This window comes from Patulibacter ginsengiterrae, from assembly GCF_056269115.1.
Genome location: NZ_JBWDOG010000001.1, coordinates 131,206 through 151,115 on the forward strand (window position 1 = coordinate 131,206; position 19,910 = coordinate 151,115).

20 protein-coding genes are annotated in these 19,910 nt (G+C 69.4%); 8 read left to right on the forward strand and 12 right to left on the reverse strand.

Annotation, left to right across the window (positions count from 1 at the left end):
• The first annotated feature begins 17 nt into the window (after window positions 1–17).
• From ACVUH9_RS00585 to ACVUH9_RS00620, 8 genes are all read left to right on the forward strand, one after another.
• Window positions 18–557, forward strand: a complete 540-nt coding sequence (locus ACVUH9_RS00585) for a hypothetical protein (RefSeq protein WP_475752896.1) — start codon at window positions 18–20, stop codon at window positions 555–557.
• Window positions 554–1,876 (forward strand): lysozyme family protein, encoded by a 1,323-nt coding sequence (locus ACVUH9_RS00590; protein WP_475752898.1) that lies wholly within the window; start codon window positions 554–556, stop codon window positions 1,874–1,876. The genes ACVUH9_RS00585 and ACVUH9_RS00590 overlap by 4 nt, the downstream gene beginning before the upstream one ends.
• Window positions 1,869–3,086, forward strand: a complete 1,218-nt coding sequence (locus ACVUH9_RS00595; RefSeq protein ID WP_475752899.1) for a DNA cytosine methyltransferase — start codon at window positions 1,869–1,871, stop codon at window positions 3,084–3,086. The genes ACVUH9_RS00590 and ACVUH9_RS00595 overlap by 8 nt, the downstream gene beginning before the upstream one ends.
• A complete protein-coding gene (locus ACVUH9_RS00600; protein ID WP_475752900.1) occupies window positions 3,083–3,256 on the forward strand; it encodes a hypothetical protein in 174 nt (57 codons plus the stop codon). The genes ACVUH9_RS00595 and ACVUH9_RS00600 overlap by 4 nt, the downstream gene beginning before the upstream one ends.
• Window positions 3,257–3,291: 35 nt before the next feature.
• The gene (locus tag ACVUH9_RS00605; protein ID WP_475752901.1) at window positions 3,292–5,883 is read left to right on the forward strand and encodes a type IV secretory system conjugative DNA transfer family protein; all 2,592 of its coding nucleotides are present in this window, start codon (window positions 3,292–3,294) and stop codon (window positions 5,881–5,883) included.
• Window positions 5,880–6,782: a replication-relaxation family protein gene (locus ACVUH9_RS00610; protein WP_475752903.1), complete on the forward strand. Its 903-nt coding sequence runs from the start codon at window positions 5,880–5,882 to the stop codon at window positions 6,780–6,782. Before ACVUH9_RS00605 ends, ACVUH9_RS00610 begins: the two co-directional genes overlap by 4 nt.
• 2 nt (window positions 6,783–6,784) lie before the next feature.
• Window positions 6,785–7,228, forward strand: coding sequence for a hypothetical protein (locus ACVUH9_RS00615; protein ID WP_475752904.1), 444 nt, complete (start codon window positions 6,785–6,787; stop codon window positions 7,226–7,228).
• Between the two features lie 302 nt (window positions 7,229–7,530).
• Window positions 7,531–8,676: a tyrosine-type recombinase/integrase gene (locus tag ACVUH9_RS00620; RefSeq protein ID WP_475752906.1), complete on the forward strand. Its 1,146-nt coding sequence runs from the start codon at window positions 7,531–7,533 to the stop codon at window positions 8,674–8,676.
• A gap of 470 nt (window positions 8,677–9,146) precedes the next feature.
• On the opposite strand, the gene ACVUH9_RS00625 is transcribed toward ACVUH9_RS00620, so the two are convergent.
• The 12 genes from ACVUH9_RS00625 to ACVUH9_RS00680 all read right to left on the reverse strand — a co-directional run bounded on the left by ACVUH9_RS00625 (window position 9,147) and on the right by ACVUH9_RS00680 (window position 19,803).
• A complete protein-coding gene (locus ACVUH9_RS00625; protein WP_475752908.1) occupies window positions 9,147–10,256 on the reverse strand; it encodes a hypothetical protein in 1,110 nt (369 codons plus the stop codon).
• 40 nt (window positions 10,257–10,296) lie between these two features.
• Complete coding sequence (locus ACVUH9_RS00630) at window positions 10,297–10,521, reverse strand: hypothetical protein (protein ID WP_475752910.1); 225 nt, start codon at window positions 10,519–10,521, stop codon at window positions 10,297–10,299.
• A gap of 128 nt (window positions 10,522–10,649) precedes the next feature.
• A complete protein-coding gene (locus tag ACVUH9_RS00635; protein WP_475752911.1) occupies window positions 10,650–11,261 on the reverse strand; it encodes a hypothetical protein in 612 nt (203 codons plus the stop codon).
• A 54-nt stretch (window positions 11,262–11,315) separates the two neighbouring features.
• A complete protein-coding gene (locus ACVUH9_RS00640; RefSeq protein WP_475752913.1) occupies window positions 11,316–11,537 on the reverse strand; it encodes a hypothetical protein in 222 nt (73 codons plus the stop codon).
• Between the two features lie 517 nt (window positions 11,538–12,054).
• The gene (locus ACVUH9_RS00645) at window positions 12,055–13,206 is read right to left on the reverse strand and encodes a DUF2600 family protein (protein ID WP_475752915.1); all 1,152 of its coding nucleotides are present in this window, start codon (window positions 13,204–13,206) and stop codon (window positions 12,055–12,057) included.
• Window positions 13,181–15,745, reverse strand: coding sequence for an ABC transporter permease (locus tag ACVUH9_RS00650; RefSeq protein WP_475752917.1), 2,565 nt, complete (start codon window positions 15,743–15,745; stop codon window positions 13,181–13,183). The genes ACVUH9_RS00645 and ACVUH9_RS00650 overlap by 26 nt, the downstream gene beginning before the upstream one ends.
• A complete protein-coding gene (locus ACVUH9_RS00655; protein WP_475752919.1) occupies window positions 15,742–16,488 on the reverse strand; it encodes an ABC transporter ATP-binding protein in 747 nt (248 codons plus the stop codon). The genes ACVUH9_RS00650 and ACVUH9_RS00655 overlap by 4 nt, the downstream gene beginning before the upstream one ends.
• On the reverse strand, window positions 16,485–17,231 hold the full coding sequence (locus tag ACVUH9_RS00660; protein ID WP_475752921.1) for an ATP-binding cassette domain-containing protein: 747 nt from the start codon (window positions 17,229–17,231) through the stop codon (window positions 16,485–16,487). Before ACVUH9_RS00660 ends, ACVUH9_RS00655 begins: the two co-directional genes overlap by 4 nt.
• On the reverse strand, window positions 17,228–17,818 hold the full coding sequence (locus ACVUH9_RS00665; RefSeq protein WP_475752923.1) for a PadR family transcriptional regulator: 591 nt from the start codon (window positions 17,816–17,818) through the stop codon (window positions 17,228–17,230). The genes ACVUH9_RS00660 and ACVUH9_RS00665 overlap by 4 nt, the downstream gene beginning before the upstream one ends.
• Window positions 17,819–17,941: 123 nt before the next feature.
• Window positions 17,942–18,577, reverse strand: a complete 636-nt coding sequence (locus ACVUH9_RS00670) for a hypothetical protein (protein WP_475752925.1) — start codon at window positions 18,575–18,577, stop codon at window positions 17,942–17,944.
• Between the two features lie 204 nt (window positions 18,578–18,781).
• Window positions 18,782–19,219, reverse strand: coding sequence for an autotransporter (locus ACVUH9_RS00675; protein WP_475752927.1), 438 nt, complete (start codon window positions 19,217–19,219; stop codon window positions 18,782–18,784).
• 128 nt (window positions 19,220–19,347) lie between these two features.
• Entirely contained in the window at window positions 19,348–19,803 is a 456-nt protein-coding gene (locus ACVUH9_RS00680; protein WP_475752929.1) for a hypothetical protein, read from the reverse strand.
• Between the last annotated feature and the right edge of the window lie 107 nt (window positions 19,804–19,910).

The following is a 19,910-nucleotide window of genomic DNA, read 5'->3' on the forward strand; positions in this document are numbered from 1 at the left end:
CCGGATGGTCGCATCGGATGGCCGGTCGCTCGCTGGAGGCACAGCGCCCGCGCGCGTTCGCGTCCGCGGCGTGCGTGCTGCTGCTCGTCGCCGCAGGCCTCGCGCTCACCGCCCACGATGGAGCGCCGGCACCCACGAACCCGAGCGCGACCACGACGGTCTCCAACGGGACACGGCCCGCCGTGATCACGCCGCCGCTCGGCGACGATCCACACGCTGCGTCGTCGACCGACAGCGGTCGCCATGCAGTGATCGGACAAGCACGACGGTTCCTGTCCGGCTACCTGTCCTACCTCTACGGCCGGGGACCGGTCCGCGGGATCCGGGGAAGCACCGACGCGTTGCGCCGACGGCTATCGACGGCCCGGCTCCGTGTCTCGCCGGCGGCACGACGGCGCCACCCGCGCGTCGTTCGCGTGACCGCCGAACCGCTGGACAGCGACCGCTGGCACGTCGTCGCGACCGTCGCCGACGGCGGCGTCGCCCGGTACCCGATCGAGCTGCTGATCGCCACCCAGGCGCACGGCGCGCGAGTGGCGGAGGTGAGCAGCGAATGACCACCCCGATCCCGATGCTGCTGCTCGGCGCGGTCGGATCGCGGCATCGTCGTTCGCGGTGGTGCCTCTGGGCGCTCGTGCTGCTGCCGGTCGGCGTGGTGGTGCTGGCGATGCTCAGCTTTGCCCTCGCGCTGGGCGGCGGCATCGACCAATGCCCCGCCGCGCCCAGCGTCGGCGGTCGCGGACCGGCCGGACCGACGCCGAGCCGGTCCGCGGTCGCCGACATCCCACCCAACCGCCTGCGGCTCTACCGCCGCGCAGGGCGGGCGATGAACATCGACTGGGCATTCCTCGCGTCGATCGGCGCACAGGAGTGCGACCACGGCTCCTGTGCCGGCGACAACGGCTACGGCTGCGCCGGTCCGATGCAGATCGCGATGCGCCGCGGCTCGCCGTGCAGCCCCGGACCGGGCCCCACGCTCTGGGACCGCTACAAGACCGACGGCAACCGCGACGGACGGCTGGACATCAACGATCCGGCCGACGCGATCTATACCGCCGCGAGGGTGTTGCGCCGCGAGAAGAACGCACCCCCGACGGGCGGCACCTACGCCGAGTACCGCCAGGCCGCATGCCGCTACTACGGTGCCTGCGCAGATGCCGTAGCCAGCTACGCGGAACAGGTCATGCGCCGCGCCATCCAGTACGGATTCCGCGGCGCGGGAAGCCCGCGCCCAACCGACGCCGCCACGGCACGACCGGACTCGAGCGTTCCGTCCGCGAGCGGCGGCGATGCCGATTGCGGTGACCGTGTCGGTGAACCGGCGGCCGGTGGAGCGAAGAAGCTCGGCACCGCCCGCAGGCTCCACCGACCCCGACGCCTCGCGCTGCTTCCCGCCTCGGTGGTCGCATCCGGTTTCGGGTCGATGCGCTGCGACGCGCGGATCGTGGCGGACGTCGTCTTCCTGATGCGGCGCTTCGGCACGCGGGTGACGGCGTGTCAGAGCATCCATTCGCTGTCGGGAGAGCATCCGCTCGGCGCGGCGATCGACGTCGTCCCGGGACCGACCGGAGGCTGGGCGGCGGTCGAACGCCTTGCCCGTGCCTTGGGCTGGCGGCGCTCGTGCGCCGCCAGCGGGACCGCGCCGATCTGCGCGAATCCGCCGTTTCGGTTCATTGGCTATTCCGGCTTCCCGGGCCACGGCGACCCCACCACCTGCGTTCCCTGCGGGGGCGGTCCACATCTGCACCTCTCGTGGCAGACGTCCGCTTCGCAGGGCCAATCCGAGAACCGCCCGCGCACCGGGTACTTCGCGCCGTCGTGGATCGACGTGCTCGCCGCGCGGACCACCCATCAACCGAAGGACCCTGATGACTGACCATTCGATCATCGACCTGTTCGCCGGAGCCGGCGGATGGGACGAGGGCCTGCGCGAACTCGGCCACGATGCCTTGGGTATCGAGACCGACGCCTTGGCGTGCGCGACCGCTGAGGCGGCCGGGCATCCGCGCCTCATGGCCGACATTGCCGAGCTGAACCCCGACCAGTTCGATCCCGTCTGGGGGCTGATCGGCTCGCCGCCGTGCCAGGCGTACTCGACGGCCGGGCGGAAGCTCGGCCGCCAGGACAAGCAGCACGTCATCGCCTGTGCCCGCGAACTGGCCGCCGGGGTGGATCACCGCACCGCGCACCGCGCGCAGTGCCAGGACGACCGGTCGCTGTTGACCGTCGAGCCGCTGCGCTGGGCGCTCGCGCTCCGTCCGCGGTGGGTCGCGATGGAGCAGGTGCCGCCCGTCCTGGAGCTCTGGGAGCTCTTTGGCGAACTGCTCACCGGCCACGGGTACCGCGCGGCCGTCGGGATCCTGAGCGCCGAGCAGTACGGCGTGCCGCAAAGCCGCCGTCGATGCTTCCTGATCGCCTCGCTCGACGGGCCGGTGACGCTCCCAGCGCCGACCCACCGCTCGTACAACCCGCGACGGCCGGACCAGGTCCAGCCAGGCGAGGACAACCTGTTGCCGTGGATGAGCATGGCGCGCGCGCTCGGGTGGCGGACGCCGCGGATGACCCACACGAACTGTCAGACCGACAGCGGGCGGCGCCCACGCGGCCTGTCGCGTCCGACCAACCGGCCTGCCCGAACCGTAGACACCATGGCCGGCGTCTGGACCGTCGACCGCATCGACTCAACGTCGCCGAGCGCCTTCGACGACCGGCGACCCACAAGACTCCCCCGCTCCGTCGGCTGTCCGTCACAAACCCCGACGTCCTCGACCTTGTCGGGCCCCGCATGGGCGCACCGTCGGCCGGCGACGACGGTCCTCGGCGATCCGCGGATCCACACGCCGGGCGCGAAGCGCAGTAGTCGTTGTCCGCACGGGCACGACCGCGCCGGTCGTGATGCCGTGCGCGTGACGCCGCAGCAGGCCGGAGTGCTCCAGGGGTTCCGACGCGACTACCCGTGGCAGGGCGCGAGGACCCGCCAGTTCCGGCAGATCGGCAACGCGGTCTGTCCGCCGGTGGCCCGGGCGGTGCTCGGTGCGGCGATGGCGCCGAGCCTGAACGTCGAGCAGTCGCGGAGCACGCGATGAACCCGCTGCCTGCTATGCCGTTCGCCCGGCCCTTCGAGGGGCCGTTCGCCCGGCCGCTCGGGGGACCCACGGCGCTGGTGCGCGACGAGCGGATCGTCAGTGCGGAACGGCTCTCGCGACCCCTGACAGGGGACGACATCTATTCCCATCCCGAGGCGGTGCGGCGATGAAGCCCGACCCGCGCGACGGGACCGCGCTGCTGGTCATGCTCACGATCATCCTCGGCCTTGGCATGCTCGCCGACGCTGCCGAACGCCTCCCGATTCCGAAGGTCGACGTCCTCGAACCCGTCACGCTGGCTCTAGTCGCCGTCGGCGCTATCGCGCTGGTTGCGGTTCTGGCGCTGCGCCGCTGGGGCATCGGTCGGGCACTCAGCCGCCGTGTGCGCGTGCAGATGGTTCCCACCGACGGCTTCGATCCCGAACCCGAGGCGATCCTGCGGTTCGCCGCCGGTCTCGGCCGCAGCCGCCGCGCGGTTCACGGTCTGCTCGATCGTCCCGCCAGCGCGGTTCGAGTGCGGCTGTCGAACGATGAAGCGGGACGGCTTCGCTACGAGGTCGACCTGCCCGAACACGCCCGCGGTCCGTTGTCGACGGCGGGCTTCGATGAGGTCGAGCTGAACGATGTTCCGCGCGTACCCGACGAACCCGGTCGTCGTGCGGCGGTGGCCCGGATCGAACTGGTTCTCGCCCGGCCGAGCACCGAGCCGCTGCGCGAAGTCGACCTGAGCCCGGACCCGCTGACGGCCGTCGCGCGGGCGATCGAGAGTATTTGCCCTGGCGCCGGGGAGTCTGCGGTGATCTGCGTGGACCTGCTGCCGGTCGGTGCTGCGGGGCGTCGTCGCGCGCACCGTCGGCTGCTGCGGGAGGCGCGCCGACAGCAACGGCCGTCACGGCAACCGGTGTCGGTGCTCGACCTCCTGAACGGAACACCGCGAGCGCCGCGGGCGTCCCGCGGCTTCGCGGAGGTCGTGGAGCGCCGCAGCGGCCAGCGAGCGCTGGGGAACAAGCTCGGATCGCCGGAACCGCTGCTGCACCTCCAGGTGCTGATCCAAGCGACCGCAGCAACGCGCGGCCGGGCGATCGACCTCGCCCAGCGGCTGGCGTCGACCTTCGACGCCTACGCGGGAGAGAACTACTTCCGGACCCGGGGCCTGCGGCTGCCGGGCGGCGTCGGCTTTTCCGCCTCCGACGGGCCGCTGCGACGCCGCCGGTTCGATCGTCGGTTGCGAAGCGGCTTGTTCCGGCCGCCAGGTCGATCGCTGGTCGCCGCATCGGAGATCGCGGGACTGTTGAAGCCCCCGACGGCGAAGTGCCGGGCCGCCAACGTCGTGCGCTCCGGCGGGCTGGTCCCCCCGCCGCCGCGCAACCTGCCGACCTTCGCCGGGCAGGCGTCGCTGTTGCCGCTCGGCCGGGTGCGCACCGAGACGGGCGACCGGCTGGTCGGGGTGCCGTTGCGTGACACGTTCTTCGCCTACATGGGTGGGAGAAGCCGGTACGGCAAGACGGAGACCGCGCTTGGCCAGTTCCTGCATCTCGCGCGCTCGGGGCACGGGTGCTTCCTGCTGGACCCGCACGAGGACGCGATCCATCGGGCCAAGGCGTACCTGACCGATCGGGGCCTCGCCGAGCGGGTGATCGAGATCAACCTGGCCGACGACCGGCAGCCGGGCTGGAATCCTCTGGCCGGCCACGGTCTCTCTGCCATGCAACGCACCGAGCGCGTCGACGCCATCGTGGACGCTTTCGCGGCGGCGATGAACTGGGGCGAGCAGAACACCCGGGCGTTGAACCTCGTCTCCCAGTCCGCGCAGGCGCTGACGGAGCTCGCCGCGCGGCTGCCCGCCGCGCTGGCGCCGACGATCTTCCAGATCCCCGCGCTGCTGGGCAACGACGCATGGCGGGACGCGGTGCTGCCGTTCTTGACGCCTGCGACGCGTGCGTTCTTCGTGGAGCGGTTCCCGCGGTTGAGTAGCGAGGCGATCACGCCGGTGACGAACCTGATCGACCGTCTGCGCGTCGCACCGGAGGTCGCTGCACTGCTGGGTTCCCCGGTCTCGAGCTACGACGTGCGCCAAGCGATGGACCGCGGCATGATCGTCCTCGCGTGCCCGGGGACCGGTTCGACGCGGGACCGGGTCGTCGCGAACCTGCTCGTCTACGACCTGCTGCACCAGGCCAAGACCCGCGCCGATCTGCCTCCTGATCAGCGTCGCCCGTTCTACGTCTTCCTCGACGAGGTGCAGACCTACGACCCGGAGGGGTCCGACACCCTCGCAGCGCTCTTGGAGCAGAGCGCGAAGTTCGGGCTGCGGGTGACGTTGCTGAACCAGAACCCCGAACGGCTCAGTCGGGCGACCTGGAACGCCGTCTCGACCAACCGCTCGCACCTCTCGTCGACCGCGCTGGCCTCGAAGGCCGCCGCACTGTTGGCCCGGGAATGGGCCGGGGCGGTCGCCCCGGAGGTCGTCACCCGGTTGGAGCGCTACACCTACCTCGCGTCGGTCACGCTGGACATGCAGGTCAGCTCGCCGTTTCTCGTCCACGGCGCGCCGGTCGAGGATCTGCACGGCGACGCCGCCGGTCCGGAACGGCTCACGGAGCTCGAACACGCGATCGACCGGACGACCCGCCGACGGGCGGTGGTCGACGTGCTGGATGCGGTCGACGGCCACGACGCGGCGATCCTCGAAGCGTTGCGGGACCGGCAACCCGGGCGTACCGGTGCGCGGCCGGGCGCGACGTCGGAGGCGATCGGCGTGCAGACCGCCGGTCGCACGAACAGGAACGCACGATGACCCGGACGCCGATTGCCGAAGCGGTCATGGAGGGGCTGTACCAGCACCGGCTGCTGACCGCCGCGCAGATTCACGTGCTCCATACGCCCGACCGGCTCCGGCGTCGAACTCGCGCGACGCTCAGTGAGCTGGTGCAGCGCGGGTTGGTCGCGGCCGCGCCCGACGTCACCGGCGGCAGGCGCAAGGTCTTCTATCTCACCGCCACCGGGACCGAGACGGTCGAGAGCGCGCCGACGGCCGAGCGCCGACGCAAGCTGATCGAGCCGGAGCAGGCTTGCGGTCCGCTGCAACGCCACACCCTGGCGGTCAACGACGTGGGGATCGCGTTCGTGCGCGCCGCGCGAACGCGGGGCGATGAGTTCGGGCCGCTGTCCTGGCACCACGAGATCGCCCACCCGATCGGAGCGCCGCCGGGCCGCAAGCGGGGCGAGGACCTGATCGCCGACGCCCTGTTGACCTATCAGCAGGACGACGACGGACGGATCCGCGTCTTCTATCGACTCCTCGAGCTGGACCGCGCGACGATGCCCGCTCCACGGCTGGCCGCCAAGCTCGCCCGCTACGCGCGGCTCTACCACCACACGATCGCGACCAGGCCGAACGTCTCACCGCTGCGGTTCTGGGAGACCCGCTACCCGGTCTTTCCGACCGTGGCGCTCGTCCTCGACGGCGATACCCCGGAGCGATTGACGAGACGGCGCTACGCCGCCCTCGCGCTCTGCGCCGACGATCGCGACCTGCGCCGCACCCCGCAGGTCGACATCGCCGCATGCCTCTTGGACGACCTCCGGACCGACGGGCCCTTCGCCCCGATCTGGCGGCGACTGGTCGACCCGGAGTTGGCCGTCGACTGGCTGGGACGGCCGGCGACCGCGACGAGCCAAGACGCGGAGCCGTAGGTATGGAGCTCGACGCCGACACGATCGAACGGATCGCGCAGCGCGTCGCCGAGTTGCTGCGCGAGCGTCAGCCCTCGGACGTCCCGCCGGCACCGGTGCGGCTGGTCGACGCCGCGACGCTCGCCCGCCGGCTCGGTGTGCGTCGCGAGTGGGTCTACCGGCACGCGCAGCAGCTCGGGGCGATACGCCTCGGCGGCCCGCACGGCCGACTGAGGTTCGACCTCGACCAGGCCCTGAGGAAGCGCGACGAGGAGCCGGAAGCGGGCAAGGCCGAGCAGCCGAATCGGCCTGGACGTTCGGGCCTTGGCTTTGCCGAATGCACCACCTACAGTCGAAAGGGCAGTACGAACAGCGGCCGGGCGGCGCGGCAACGCCCCCGGCCCGACACCGGGAGCACGAGCCACCCGATGCAACGCCACCGTAGCGCCACGAACGGGCGTCGCTGATGCCGCGCCCGACGACCGGCACGATCCACACGCATTCGCTGACCGACGGCACCCGCGCATTTCACCTGCGCGTGCCGTTCGAGGGCGAGCGCGTGCGGGTCGTGCTGCACGAGATCGCCGGGTGCGTCTGCGGGTGCGGCGGCGGCTGGGACGAACCGGCCGCTCGAACCGAGCTCGGGAACATCCTCGCCAGGATCCGGGTCGGGATCTGGAAGCCGCCGACGCCCGTCCTCGAACCGGTCGACTCCGACGGCGCGGTGCCGTTGTTTCGCGACTACGCCGCGTGGTGGATCCAGGCGAAGGTGACCGGCGAGATCGGGGTCCGTCCGATCGCGAAGAACACCGAGAACGGCTACCGGGTCCAGCTCGGCCATCTGGTGCGGTTCTTCGGCGGCTATCGGCTGGATCAGATCGACCGGCCGCTCTGTCAACGGTTCAAGGGCTACAAGCTCGAAGAATCCCGAGAGCTGCGCGAGGCGCTGGAAGCCGGAGCCGACCTACGGGATCGCATCGGCCGTCCGGCCCGCCCGCTTTCGGCCGGGTCGCTCGCGCGGCTGATCACGACGCTGGCGGCGATCCTGGATGAGGCGATAGAGGACGGCCACGTCGCCTCCAACGCCGCGCGTGGTCGCCGGATGAAGGTGCATGTGCCCAAGTCGCGCCGGAGCTTCCTGGAAGTGGACGAGCTGACCGCGTTGTTGGCGGCAGCGTCGAAGCAGGATCAGCCGTTGAGCGAGCCGGTCGGCGATGTCGGACCCACCGCGAAGGCGGTCGCGGATCTGTTGATGCGCGGCCTGCGTCCGGCGCAGATCGCCGAACGGCTCGGACTCGCCCGCTCCACCGTGACCTTCCACGCCAAGCGCCTCGGGGCGCAGGTCGTCGGCCGCGGATACGTTGGTCGGCGCGTCGTCTGCGAGATCCTGGGCCGCACCGGCGTGCGCGTCAGCGAGCTGTGCGACATGAAGATCGGCCACGTTCGCCTGCACGAGCCCGACGGCGCGAGGTTCCGGATCCCGGACTCCAAGACCGAGACCGGCATCCGCGAGGTCCAGATGACCCCGGCGCTGGTCGAAGCCGTCGTCGACCACCTCGACCGCCTGCAACGTGCCGATCACCCCACCGGCCCCAACGACTACCTGATCCAGAGTCAGTCCGGTGGTCGGATCTCCCGGGAGCGGGTCGGCACGATCGTCAACGACGCCGCCGAACTAGCGACCAAGCGGCGCGCCGCCGAGGGACTTCCGCAGATGCCGAAGATCAGCCCGCACAGCCTGCGCCGGACCTACATCTCGGTTGCGCTGCGCGCGAACCAGTTCGACGTGAAGTGGGTGATGAGCCAGGTCGGCCATGCGGACTCGCGGATGACGATGGACGTCTACGCGCAGCTCGAACAGCGGGTCGACCGGTCGCACGGAGTCAACTTCGATCGGCTGCTCGCAGCGGCGTAGCGACTACGTCGGATCGCTGGCGCCCAAACCGCCCGGAGGTCCGTCGGGCAATCGCTGGCCTCGGACCACGGACGCAGCTCGTCGCCGCCGAGACCCGGCCGGCTTATCCTCCTCCGGTGGCTGCCTCGCGGAGCAGCGTGGCAGTCTTGTCGGTCCCTGCCCCAGTCTCGATGACCAAATTCTCGGTCATCACCCTGAGGAGCCTCACCGTTTCCTAGCCACCGCTCGCTACTGATTTTGAAACGAGAGGGCACGGACAACTCGCAGGTCGGAAGTCACCAGACGAACTGCCGGGCGTCACCGGATCCTGCTCTCGCCCGGGACGGGACTGGCGTCGAACACCTGTGCAGCGTCCGCGGGCCCAGGCGGTGCACCGTCGGCGGCTTCAACAGCCCAGCGATCTAACTTTTCCCTACCGACCCAGCCGGCGTCCGCCGATCACCCGGTGCCGTGAACGCCGCGGTCGGGTGCTATCGCTGCCTGAGGCGCACGGGGTTGGTATCGCGGTTGTCGTTGCAGACGCCTGCCTGCGCCTGGATCGCAGCGCCGAGCGGCGGGGCCGTCGCGAGGTTCCACGGACAGATCGCCAGGCCCCCGCCGGCCGTGGGGATCGAGTAGACGTTGCCGGACGCCGATCCGACATCGGGCAGCGTCTGGGTCGGCGTCAACGCGCCGGCCCCGTCGACCCACGTGGCCCGCGTCACGGGCGGGTTGTCCGCCTGCCACGCGACCAGCAGCGGTCCGCTATCGGCACCAAGCACGACGGGGTTTCCGCCGAAGAACCCAACGGGAGCGAGCTGCGTCGTCGGCGCCGAGCTCAGCTCGGAGACGGTCGGCGCCGTCTTGAGGTTCACCGGGAACCTGGTGTCGTCGTCGTGGGCGCGCCCAAACGACAGTAGTACCCAACGGCCCTGAACGGTGGCCGCGACCGCCGTGTCGCCTGTCGCGACGATCGGCCCACTCAGCCGCTTGCCGTTGCGGGCCTGGGAGATCCGGATCTTCGCGTGGTCGTTGTTCCAGGTAATCCAGTCTTGACCATCTGTCGTGTGCGTCAGCCACGGGTACCCGGCGTTCCAGACGTTGTCGGTCGGGCCGCTTCCGACGAGGCGATGCTGATCGACGATCGCCCATCGCTCGCCCCAGCGGATACCGGCCTTTACGACCGCGCGCGACCTATTCATGTCCGACGAAACCCAGAGCCGCCACGGCGTCACCGACGAACCGGGCGTCTTCGACTGGGACCGCACGCTCTCCAGCGCCTTGACCGGGCGGGTGCACGTCCCGCCACCGCACCATGCCGTGTAGGTCCGCCACGTCCACCGGTGACGGCGAGCCTTGGCGCGCTTGACCTCCGTCCACGCGATAACGACGCGGTGCGGAACTGACGGCGTGCCGCTCGCCTGCGAGGACGCCCACTCATCGACGTACGCGCCGGGTCGGTTGATCTTCACCACCGACTGCCCGGACCCGACCTCAAACGTCGCCGCCTGGCTCGTCGGGGCCGCCGCCAAACCGACAGCGACAGCCCCGACGGCCACCAACGGACCGGCTTTCCTGAAACTCGCTCGCCGCGTACGCATGAACGTTCTCCTCAATGGTCGGTGACGAGCGAGGTTGGTGCTACTGCAGCTGGAACTTGCAGCTGGCCGGGAACCACAGCCACGGCGTGTCGGGCCGGTCGGTGTGGGTCATGATCCAGTACTCCAGTTGATCCCCGTTGGACGGGTTCTTGGCGCGATACCGCGAGAGATACCGGATGTACTCGATCTTCCCGACATCGAACGGGGAGGTCCGACGTCCAGGCCAAGCGCCGACAAGCGTAGCCGCGACGGCCGCCAGGATCACCGCGCTTGATCGCACCGACACGCTCTCGGTCCCGGTGTGCCGGTCCGGTGATCGGCACGCATAGGGTCGCCGATCATGACCGCTCTAGCGACGGCCCCCGCCGCTCCGGCGGGGGCGGTCCTAGATGGCTACTTGCCCGGATCCTGGGCCATTGATGCCAGGTCGGCCGGCTTGCCGGGCTGGCCATCGACTCGGTACGTCAGTGTGCCGATCTGGTCGACGGGGAGGACCACCCCGACCACGTCGTTGACCGGCCGAAGTGCGAGGGGCGCGCCCGAGCCGCCGGGAGCGGAGATCTGCACATCGGTTGCCTTCGGCGGCAGGACCGCGCTGACCGCGTACTTCCCTTCGCCGAGGACCGTGACCGAGGCAATCGGCCTGTCGATGCTCTGCTGTCCGTCACGAAGATCCTGGCAGCCGCCGGAGCCGCCGCCCTGCGGCAGCGCGAGCGCGACACAGAACGACCGGCTGGCCGCCCCGTCCCTCGCGCTTGCCGACGTGATGCCATAGCGGACCACTCCGGCGTCGGTGGCGACGGTCGTCGCGTCCCTGACCGGTCCTCCAGCGCTGGTGGCGACCTTGTCCAAGAACGCGCTCGCGGCGCTCTGAACATCGGTGGCTGCGGTCTTGCTGGAGGGCGTAGACGGCGAATCAGCGCCGCCGCTGGTGATACCGAACGCGACGCCGGCGGTAGCGCAGATTGCGCAGCCAGCGACCACGGAGAGTCGTCGAGAGATCATGAATTGCTCCTAGTGATGTGGGACTGAGACGAACCGGATGACCTGGTCACGCGATCAGGTCGACGCCTGGCTACGTACCCAGATTACGCCGCCGTTGCCCGCCCAGTAGCCGTAGGCCTTCTTCGGCGTCGACGGTGACGCGAACCACGTGTGGTAGTTGTTCGTGCCGGTTCCGCAGACGCTGCCTGCCGAGACGGCACCGGTCGTCAGCCCATCGCGGGCCTTCGTGCAGACCTGGTCGCGGTGGTACTCCGAGTCGACGTTCTGGTACGCCACAGGCCTCGCAACGTCGTAGTTGTTCCAACAAACGTCTCCGGAACTAGCCGTCGGACACGGCACCGTATTCGTCCACGCGTTGGCGGGCGCGGCAGCGACCAGGCCCCCCGCCACGGCGGCGCCGCTGGTCAACAGCAGCGCCAGTCGGCGATTCATACCCCTACGGACATGCCCCTGGTACATGCTCACGAACGTACTCCTTAGGTTGTTTAGCGGACACATCCGTGACCGCGTGGAGCAGCGTAGGCCTAAGTAGACTCATACGACCAGAGACCATCGTCTAAGGTCCATTTCAGAACGAGCTAGGCAAGCCGTCAGCCGCGCATCCGGACGTGGAGCCCAGGATGCGAACGATCTGCCGACTACCCCGCCGCCAGCCTGGGCTCATTCGCTCGCGCTGCTTCCCGCAACTGGCCACCTTCCGCGTCGAGGCGGCTTGTGCCGCGCACGTGGGGCCCAGCTATCGGGACGTGCCGGCGGGCCAACCCTGCCCGAGAATGGCGACCCTGTTCCGGCATCAGAGACCTGTTTGCTGGTGGGCGGAGCGCCAGGCCCGTAGAGGAAGAATGAGGAAATGGGTGAGGCGACCTCCGGCTGAGGTCAACTCGCCCGCTCCCAACAGCTCGCCGCTCCGGGCATCGTCTCGCGAGAGGAACAACGCGATCATCGAGCCGACGATCACCAAGTGGCTCTCGCCTTGACGCAAGGTTCCGACCTCTCGCAGGGATCGATCGATCAGGTACGTAAGGCGCGTGGTCGCTGCTGTCTCGCTGCTGTAGTAGCCGATGGCGCTCCAGCTGCCTGTCCGGAGATCGTCCGCTTGATCAACGTAGCTGTCGAGCATGGTCGACAGCGCGCCGACCCAGGTGTACGCAGCAACGGCGGCTGCTACGTCCTCCTCGGTCGTGTGGCTGTCGGCCGCGAGGGTCAGGAGGATGATCACCGTCATCGCAGAGGCCGCGCCGGAGGCCAGTTCCCACCACTTCGCGTCCGTCTCGGGGCCGTGCGACGCGAACACGAGTCGCCGCAGTGCCGCATCGCGTCGTTCGGCAACCTGATCGTGACCAATGTCCAGCGACGACGCGAGCGCGGCTTCGCGAACCAGGCGGTCGCGGACTTGCCGGTAGCCAGGCAAGGCGGCGCAGCCGGTGCGGCACGCCGAGACGAGCGCGGAGAGGTAGCCGCGATCGTCGTTCCACGGGTGGTCGTCGTAGTAGTCCCGTCCCACGGCGTCGGCGTCGAGGTCGACGGCATCGGTGAACGCCAGCATCAGGGTGCCGCCGCTCGCGCCGCGAGCGGCGGCACCGTGTTCGCTGGCGTGGTCGAGGAAGTTCGCCAGGACCTGAAAGTCGACGAGGAGCCGCAGGAGCTCCGGCGAGCGTCGAGGGGGGAGGATCCAGAACAGCGCCGCGCCGTCGGCGTAGGATCGCTTCTCGTCCAACGCCGATAGCGCCTCGGCCCGCATCGACCGATCCGGAATCGCGTCAGCGAGTTGTCGCCAGACGCCAACCTGTCGGCCGACCAGCCGCAGGCCCCATCCCAGCTCGCGGCCTACTGCGCCGCCGAGCGCACGAACTTGAGCGAGCGAAAGTGGCGCCGGATCGTTGCGGTCGATCGCGCCTGGTGCGTCGGATCGTCGCCCTCTAGTCACCCAGCGACGGTCGAACACGAGCCACAAAGTAGCCGGGGATCGCCACGACAAGCATCGCGACGCCGATGACCAGAGCACAGCTGACCAGGGCCACCGTGCCTTGGATCGTGTACACAACGGGGAAGCCGCTGATGCTCGCCAGCGCACGGGAAAGCAGCGCCTGTCCCAGCAGCGCGAAGACGCCTCCAGCCAGGCAACCGGTGACGAACAGCGCTCCGCTCTCGATCGCCAGGGCTCCCCACATCCGGCCTGTCGCATGGCCGTCGAGCTTCTCGTTGCTGACCATCGGCCGCCGTTGCCAAAGGAGCGCTGCCATCGCGGCGGCCATCGCGAGCACCGCCGCCGCGAGCGTCAGCGTCGAGATCTGGCTGAGTCGAGAGAGGCCACCCCGTGCTGATGCCTGTTGGCGCCCGCTCCGTTCCGCGGCGCTCTCGACACGCATCGCGGAGTCTGACCCGAGGGCGTCCGCGATCAGCTGGCGTTGGTGAACCAGATCCGCGCCCGGGTCGAGCTTCACGTGGTACGCGCTGATGGCGTCGCTGCGCCACGCACCCGTATAGGTCTCGGGGCTCACGACGATGGCGCCGCCCGACCAGCCCAGGTTGGTCGTGATCGCCGCGACCCGCAGACGCGTCGGTGTTGGTGCCGGCAAAACGAAGGACTCGCCGATGCGCAGGTGCAGCTCGTCGGCAAGCGCGCGCGAGACGGTGGCCCATCCTCCAGCGCGCATCCGAATGGCGGCGTCCTGTGCCGACCCGTCGAGGATCTGGGAGGCCGGCACCGGTGGCCGGTCTGGCTCAGGTGGGGAAACCACCCAGACCCGCCGCCCCGCGATGTCGAAGAAGCTCGACCGGTACGGCTCAACGCGCCGAACGCCCGGAAGTCCCGCCAGCGCTCGTTCCGCTGTGGGCGTGAATGCTGTGGTTGCCAGTAGGTCGCCGGTGCCGTAGGGAGAGACCCAGATGTCGGTGGCGTGGTTCAGGTCGTGGCTGACCCCGTCGAGGCCGGTTTGGAGGTTGTTCCGTGCCCCTTCCAACGAGACCGCGCCGAAGACGGCGACCGCACCGATGGTCGCGATGGCAAGGGACCGGGCTCGCCACTGCCGTGCTCGGAGTTGGGGAAGGGCCAGCTCGATGGACATGACCGCTCGCGCCCGCCGCTCGCTGAATCCCGCAAGCACCACGATCACGGCGGTGAGAAAGCTTGGTACGAGCAACACCAGCGAGACCCCGAGCGCGATCAGACCGAACAGCGCGGCGTCCGGTAGGGCCACCGTGATGACGAGCGCCACGACAAGCAAGGCGACGCCAGCGCCCTGCGCGATTCGCTGGGACCGGGTGCTGTCCACGCCCGTACTCGCGCTGGCTTGCGGCACGCGGGCGGAGATCACCTGCCGTACTGGCGCGAGGACTCCGAGGGTGGCGGCGAGCAGTCCGCCGACGATGGCGATCGCGTAGCTCACCCACGTGACGATCCGCATGTCCCCGAGCGGGAACGCGCCCGAGAGAAACCGGACGTCGGAGCCGTAGCCCCGGCGCGAGACGACCTCTCCGAGAACAAGCCCGGCGGCCACCGCCACCACGCCGATGACCAGCGCATCGAAGAGCAGTATTCGCGCCACCTGCGACGGCGTGAATCCGTCCAGGCGAAGGTCGATCGCCAGAGCACGCCGGCTGCCCGCCGACACCAGCATCGCGCAGAACGCGAACAGAAACCCCACGATAGCGCTGAGAACGCTGGCGATCATCGTCGACTGGCTTGCAGGCTCCGACGCAACATCGAAGAGCCGAGACTCGTAGTCCGAAGGGCGAACGTCGAGCCCGCCAGCCTCAAGGCGCTGTAGGCGATCTCCAACCGCGCCCAACTGGCCCGGTTCGGCCTCGACCAGAACCCGCGAGACCTTGCCCGGAAGCCGTGCGAGCTTCTGGACGTAGGCGAGGGGCGCCAGGGCGATCGAGGTGTCGATGAGCGCGCCGATCTCCTCGCGTCCGGCGATGGCGACCGGCACCGTCACGGTACGCCCGTCGATCTGGAGTTGCCCGCGGTCGCCAAACCTGATGCCCATCGGCCGCGCGATCGGAGCCGGGACCCCGAGCGCGCGCTGCTTCGCTGCCTCGCTCGGACTGAAGCCCTGCAGCACGGACCCACCCAGCTGGATGGCACGGGGGTCCGCGCCGAAGACGGTTACCGGGTGGGAGCCTCGCGGGCCGACGAGGTGCGCCTCGATCTGGAGGACCGGTGCGGCGATCCGTACCCCCGGCATGTCGCGCACCGCGTCGGCCACCTGCTCGGGGAAGCCACCGGCTCCCCGGGCGACGAGCTGGACCTGGCTGTTGCCCACCAGTCCGCGATTGAGTGCCTTGACCGGACCCGACAGGCTGGTGCTCGCCACCGACGCGGCGAACAGCAGGGCGACGCCGATGGCGATCCCGGTGACCGCCAGCAGCTCCTGCAACCACTCGTGGCGCAGCCTGGCGCGGTAGATCGTTGCAATCGCCCGCCACCGCAGCCGAGATCCCGCCGGTAGCTCGTGCTCGCGCTCCAGGGTGCTGGTCACGGGCGTGACGGGATCGCGGGAAGGGTGGTCTCAGTGAGCGCGCCGTCTTCCAGGACGTAGATGCGGTCGGCGTACTCGACGGCATGGGCGTCGTGGGTGACCAGGAGCGTCGCCATCCGGCGCTCCTCCGTCATCGTCTTCAGCATCCCCAGTACCTCGTGGGTCCGCTTGCTGTCGAGACTCCCGGTCGGTTCGTCGGCGAGCACGACTCCGGGTCCGGTCGAGAGGGCCCTGGCGATCATCACTCGTTGCCGTTCACCCATCGAGAGCTGGTCGGGCCGATGCTTGAGCCGGTCCTGCAGGCCGAGCTCCTCCAGCAACGGAGATACCTGTCGCCGTGCCTGCTTGACGCTCAGTCCGGTTCCGAGCAGTTTGATCGCCGCGTTGTCCAGGGCGGTGGCCCCGGCCAGCAGGTTGAACGACTGGCGCACGAAGCCGAGGTCGTGCATCCGGTAGCAGGCCGCATCGTGCTCGGAAAGCGCAGAGACCTCTCGCTCGCCGACGTAGATGGCACCGCTGTCGGGGCGCAGCACCGCCGCAGCCATCAGCATCAGCGTCGACTTCCCCGACCCGCTCGGACCAAACAACGCCACCAACTCACCCGGCGCGACCTCAAGTGAGACGTCGTCTACGGCCCGCACGACCTCTCCGCCCGTCGAGTAGTGCTTACGTACGTGGCGGAACTCAAGGACTCCCGAGCGATCCGGTTGACGTTCACGATCTGTCAGGTCCGGACCGATCACGACCGCGACCCGTCGCTCTGCGCGGGCCTGCGAGGGAAGTCGACGACGGTGGCGTCGCCACTGGGCTCTCGGCCGACGAGGCGCCCGCCGGACAGCGACCAGATCGGGGTCGCTCCCTCGACATCCGTGATCTCGGCGGTCGTCACGAGGACGGCGGTGTCGGTGGCTGCGACGAGCGACCGCAGCAGCGCCATGATCTCGTCGCGCTCCAGCAGGCCGAGGCCAGCGTTCAGGTCATCCACCAACAAGAGTCGCGGCCGTCGAACGACGGCGTGCGCGATCGCTACGAGGGTGCGTTCACCGTCGGAGAGCCGATCCCACCCGGCATCCGCCAGACCATGCGCGCCAACCCGGTGAATCGCCTCGTGGGCACGCCGCCGCGCGACGGGCCAGTCGACCCGGTCCATGATCGCCATCGCCACCCACTGGGCAACCGAGATCCCTCGGATCCTCGGTCCCCGCCGCGTGACGATTCCGATCTCGTGGTGCAGAAGCGCCGACCGCTCCCGCACCGAGAGCACCGCGAGATCCCGGCCTCCGACGAGAACACGTCCGCTATCGGGTTCGAGCAGACCGGTGGAGAGGCCCAACAACGTGGTCTTGCCGCTGCTCCGCGCTCCCCAAACGGCACCGATCTCGCCGCACTCGAGCTCGAGGCTGACGTCCCGAAGCACGTCGAGCCGATGGTCGCCACGCCAGCGCCGCAAACTGACGTTCTCCAGAACCAGTGCGGGTGCGGTCATGATGTCGAGGAGTCGAGCCGGCCCGAATCAGTCTGGTCACGCACCGCCATCAACTCGCTGCGAATGTCCGCTAGCCACCTCGCCCGGCCGGCAAGCTCCGCTGCCCTCAGGCGGCCGAGTAGGCGGGCTGACAGAGCTTCCCACGGATCGAGAGCTTCAGCCAGCTCTTGGACCATCGGTCCGCGTCGCTCTCCAAGCCGCGCCAGGCAAGCTCGTTCGGCTTGTGAGACGAAGTCGATCAGCAGATGCAGGTGATCGGGACGCGCCAGCCCGATCCGTGCGCGCAACTCGTGGTAGGAAGCCGGAGACTCGGCGAACCATTCCCCCAAGCGGTCCCTACCGTCCTCGGTGATCGCGTAGAGCATTCGCGGGTTGCCGCGCTCCGCGTTGGAGGGGGACGGTGAGCGGTGTGGCTCAACGAGGCCCATCTGACGGAGCTTCACCAGCGCTTGGTAGACCGACGATCCGTTCAGCGACTCGGACTCCGGATCGACCGCCCACTCGGTCAGCTGCTGCGTGAGGGCGTAGCCGTAGCTTGGACGCTGGGCCACCAGCGCGAGGACGATCCACTTCGTCGACGAGGACATGACGGAGGCTCAGAACCGGAAGGTGAACATCGGGACCGCGAGCATATGTGATCGATGACACACCCGCATTCCCTGGTGGAAGATCTATAGACGTATCGTGTCTACTTGCGGTCCATGCGGAGCTCAGGCGCCCAACCGCTGCCTTGGGCAGCGAACGGTCGCGTCGGCGCTCCGACCTGTGCCGTCCAGGAAGCGGAGCACGAGTTGAAACCGAAGGCCCCGGCGAGGGCAGCGGTCGGGCAACACGACTCCGCCGGGCCGGTAGAAGACGCCTCGACCGCTGCGCGTCACGCGATAGACGATCTCGGGCCCACCGATGACCACGTCCATCCGGCTCAGCGCGAGGTTCAGCTCGATCCCGAAGAGGTTCCGCGGGATCTTCGGCACCTTCAGTCGCAGCGCGAGCCCGAACGGGCGCGGCGCGGTGAACAGCTCGCCGGTGTAAGAAAGCTGCGCGATCAGGGGGTTGCTCGTCGTCACCAGAAGTGCCAGCCCGGGCCGGTCGGACTCCGTCGCTCCCGAGAACAGCTGAACGTCGGCACTCCCGCGGATGGGCCTGTGGTCGTCCTCGTCGGGGAAGAGCAGCGTGGCCGTGGCGGTCCCGGACCCCAGCCGGGAGTTCCTGGGACAGCCGATGATCGCATCGTCGGGCACGATCACGCTCGTGATCTCTGCCTTGGGGCGGTTGCATGTGGCGATGCCGAGTCCGCTGGTGGCGACGTCCAGCCCGCGGGGTGTCCGGATCTGCAGGTCGGTCACCGGGGACCGGAGCCGCCCGACATCGATCCCCAATCCGACACGGATTGCCGCCTGCCCCCCGAGGCGAGCCCCGTCGGAGAGGCGAACCGAGAACCGAACGGGCGGTGCCGCCGCATTGACGGTGGCCGCCGCTTCGGGAAGGCACGAGATCGCAAGCAGCGACGCCGCGAGTGCTAGGCGTGATCGACGCAAGAGCGAAGTGCGTCAGTACGCCAGCGAGCCGCTGGCATTGATCGTGGCCGCCCAGGTACGACGATTGACCACGCCGTCGAACCGCCCTCTACCACGGGCGTTGGCATAGCGGCCGGTCCCGCCGGCCATCGTCGCCGTCCCGCTGAACCTCGACCGCAACCCGCCCGATCGAGCCTGACCGTTGATCCGGAGGTTCACCGAACCGCCCTTGGCGCGAATCGTGACCGTGCCGCTCAGCGACAGCGCGTTCAGTGTCATCCGCGAGCGGGCGGTCCCCGGAATCGTCCCGGTCACCTTGCCCGAATGCGTAAAGGTCGATCCCGATTTCTTGACGAGCTTCAAGCTCGCGTTCTCGCGCACCTGGATGGTTCGCGCGGCGGCCGCGTCGCTTGCGGTGAGGCCGTGGACCGCGCTGACGCTCGCCGCGACGACGGCAACCGTCGACAACATCGACGCGGCCCTAGGCTTCCAGGCCAGGATCGTTCCAGGTGCTAGATCGCGTCGCATGCGGCGAACGTACCAGAGCCAGTGCATTGCACACAGGCAAGTCTCCCGCGCGTCGATGCCGCTCTGCTCGTCTACCACCAGTCGCTCCGGAGTCGCAGATGGCGTCGCCCCTCGCGGTGCCGTGGCCGTGATCGCCAGCTGCGACGATCGGCCGCCTCCTTGTTCCGGCGAGCCCGGGCTTGGTCGGAGAGTGCGCCGCGCGCGATTCCCGTCACGACGGTGGGGCCGCGCACGATCAGCAGTAGGTCATCGCCGATCAGGGCGTAGCGATACCCCCGGCGGCCTGGCCCTCGCAGCCACTCAGGCTGCTCCGTCGACATACGCCCAACCTGGTCCAGGAGGAGCTGCACCCGCTCCAGAATCTCCGCCCGTCCGATGAGCGCGGCGGCGAACCGTTGCTCCAGCCGCAAGAGGGCGTGCTCTTCGACAGAAGCACTGGAACCGTCCGGCAGCCTCAACCGCGGAGCCAGCGGGCGAGGCCACGGCGAGCCGGAATCCAGGTTTTCGTCGAACGGAGAGGAGGACATGCGTGTTGTACGTCGATGAAGCGTGGCAGTCAGGCTACGCGCCGAGGCACACTCCTCGCAATACCCGTATTGCACTAGTTAGATTGGAATAGAGAGGTTGAACTAGT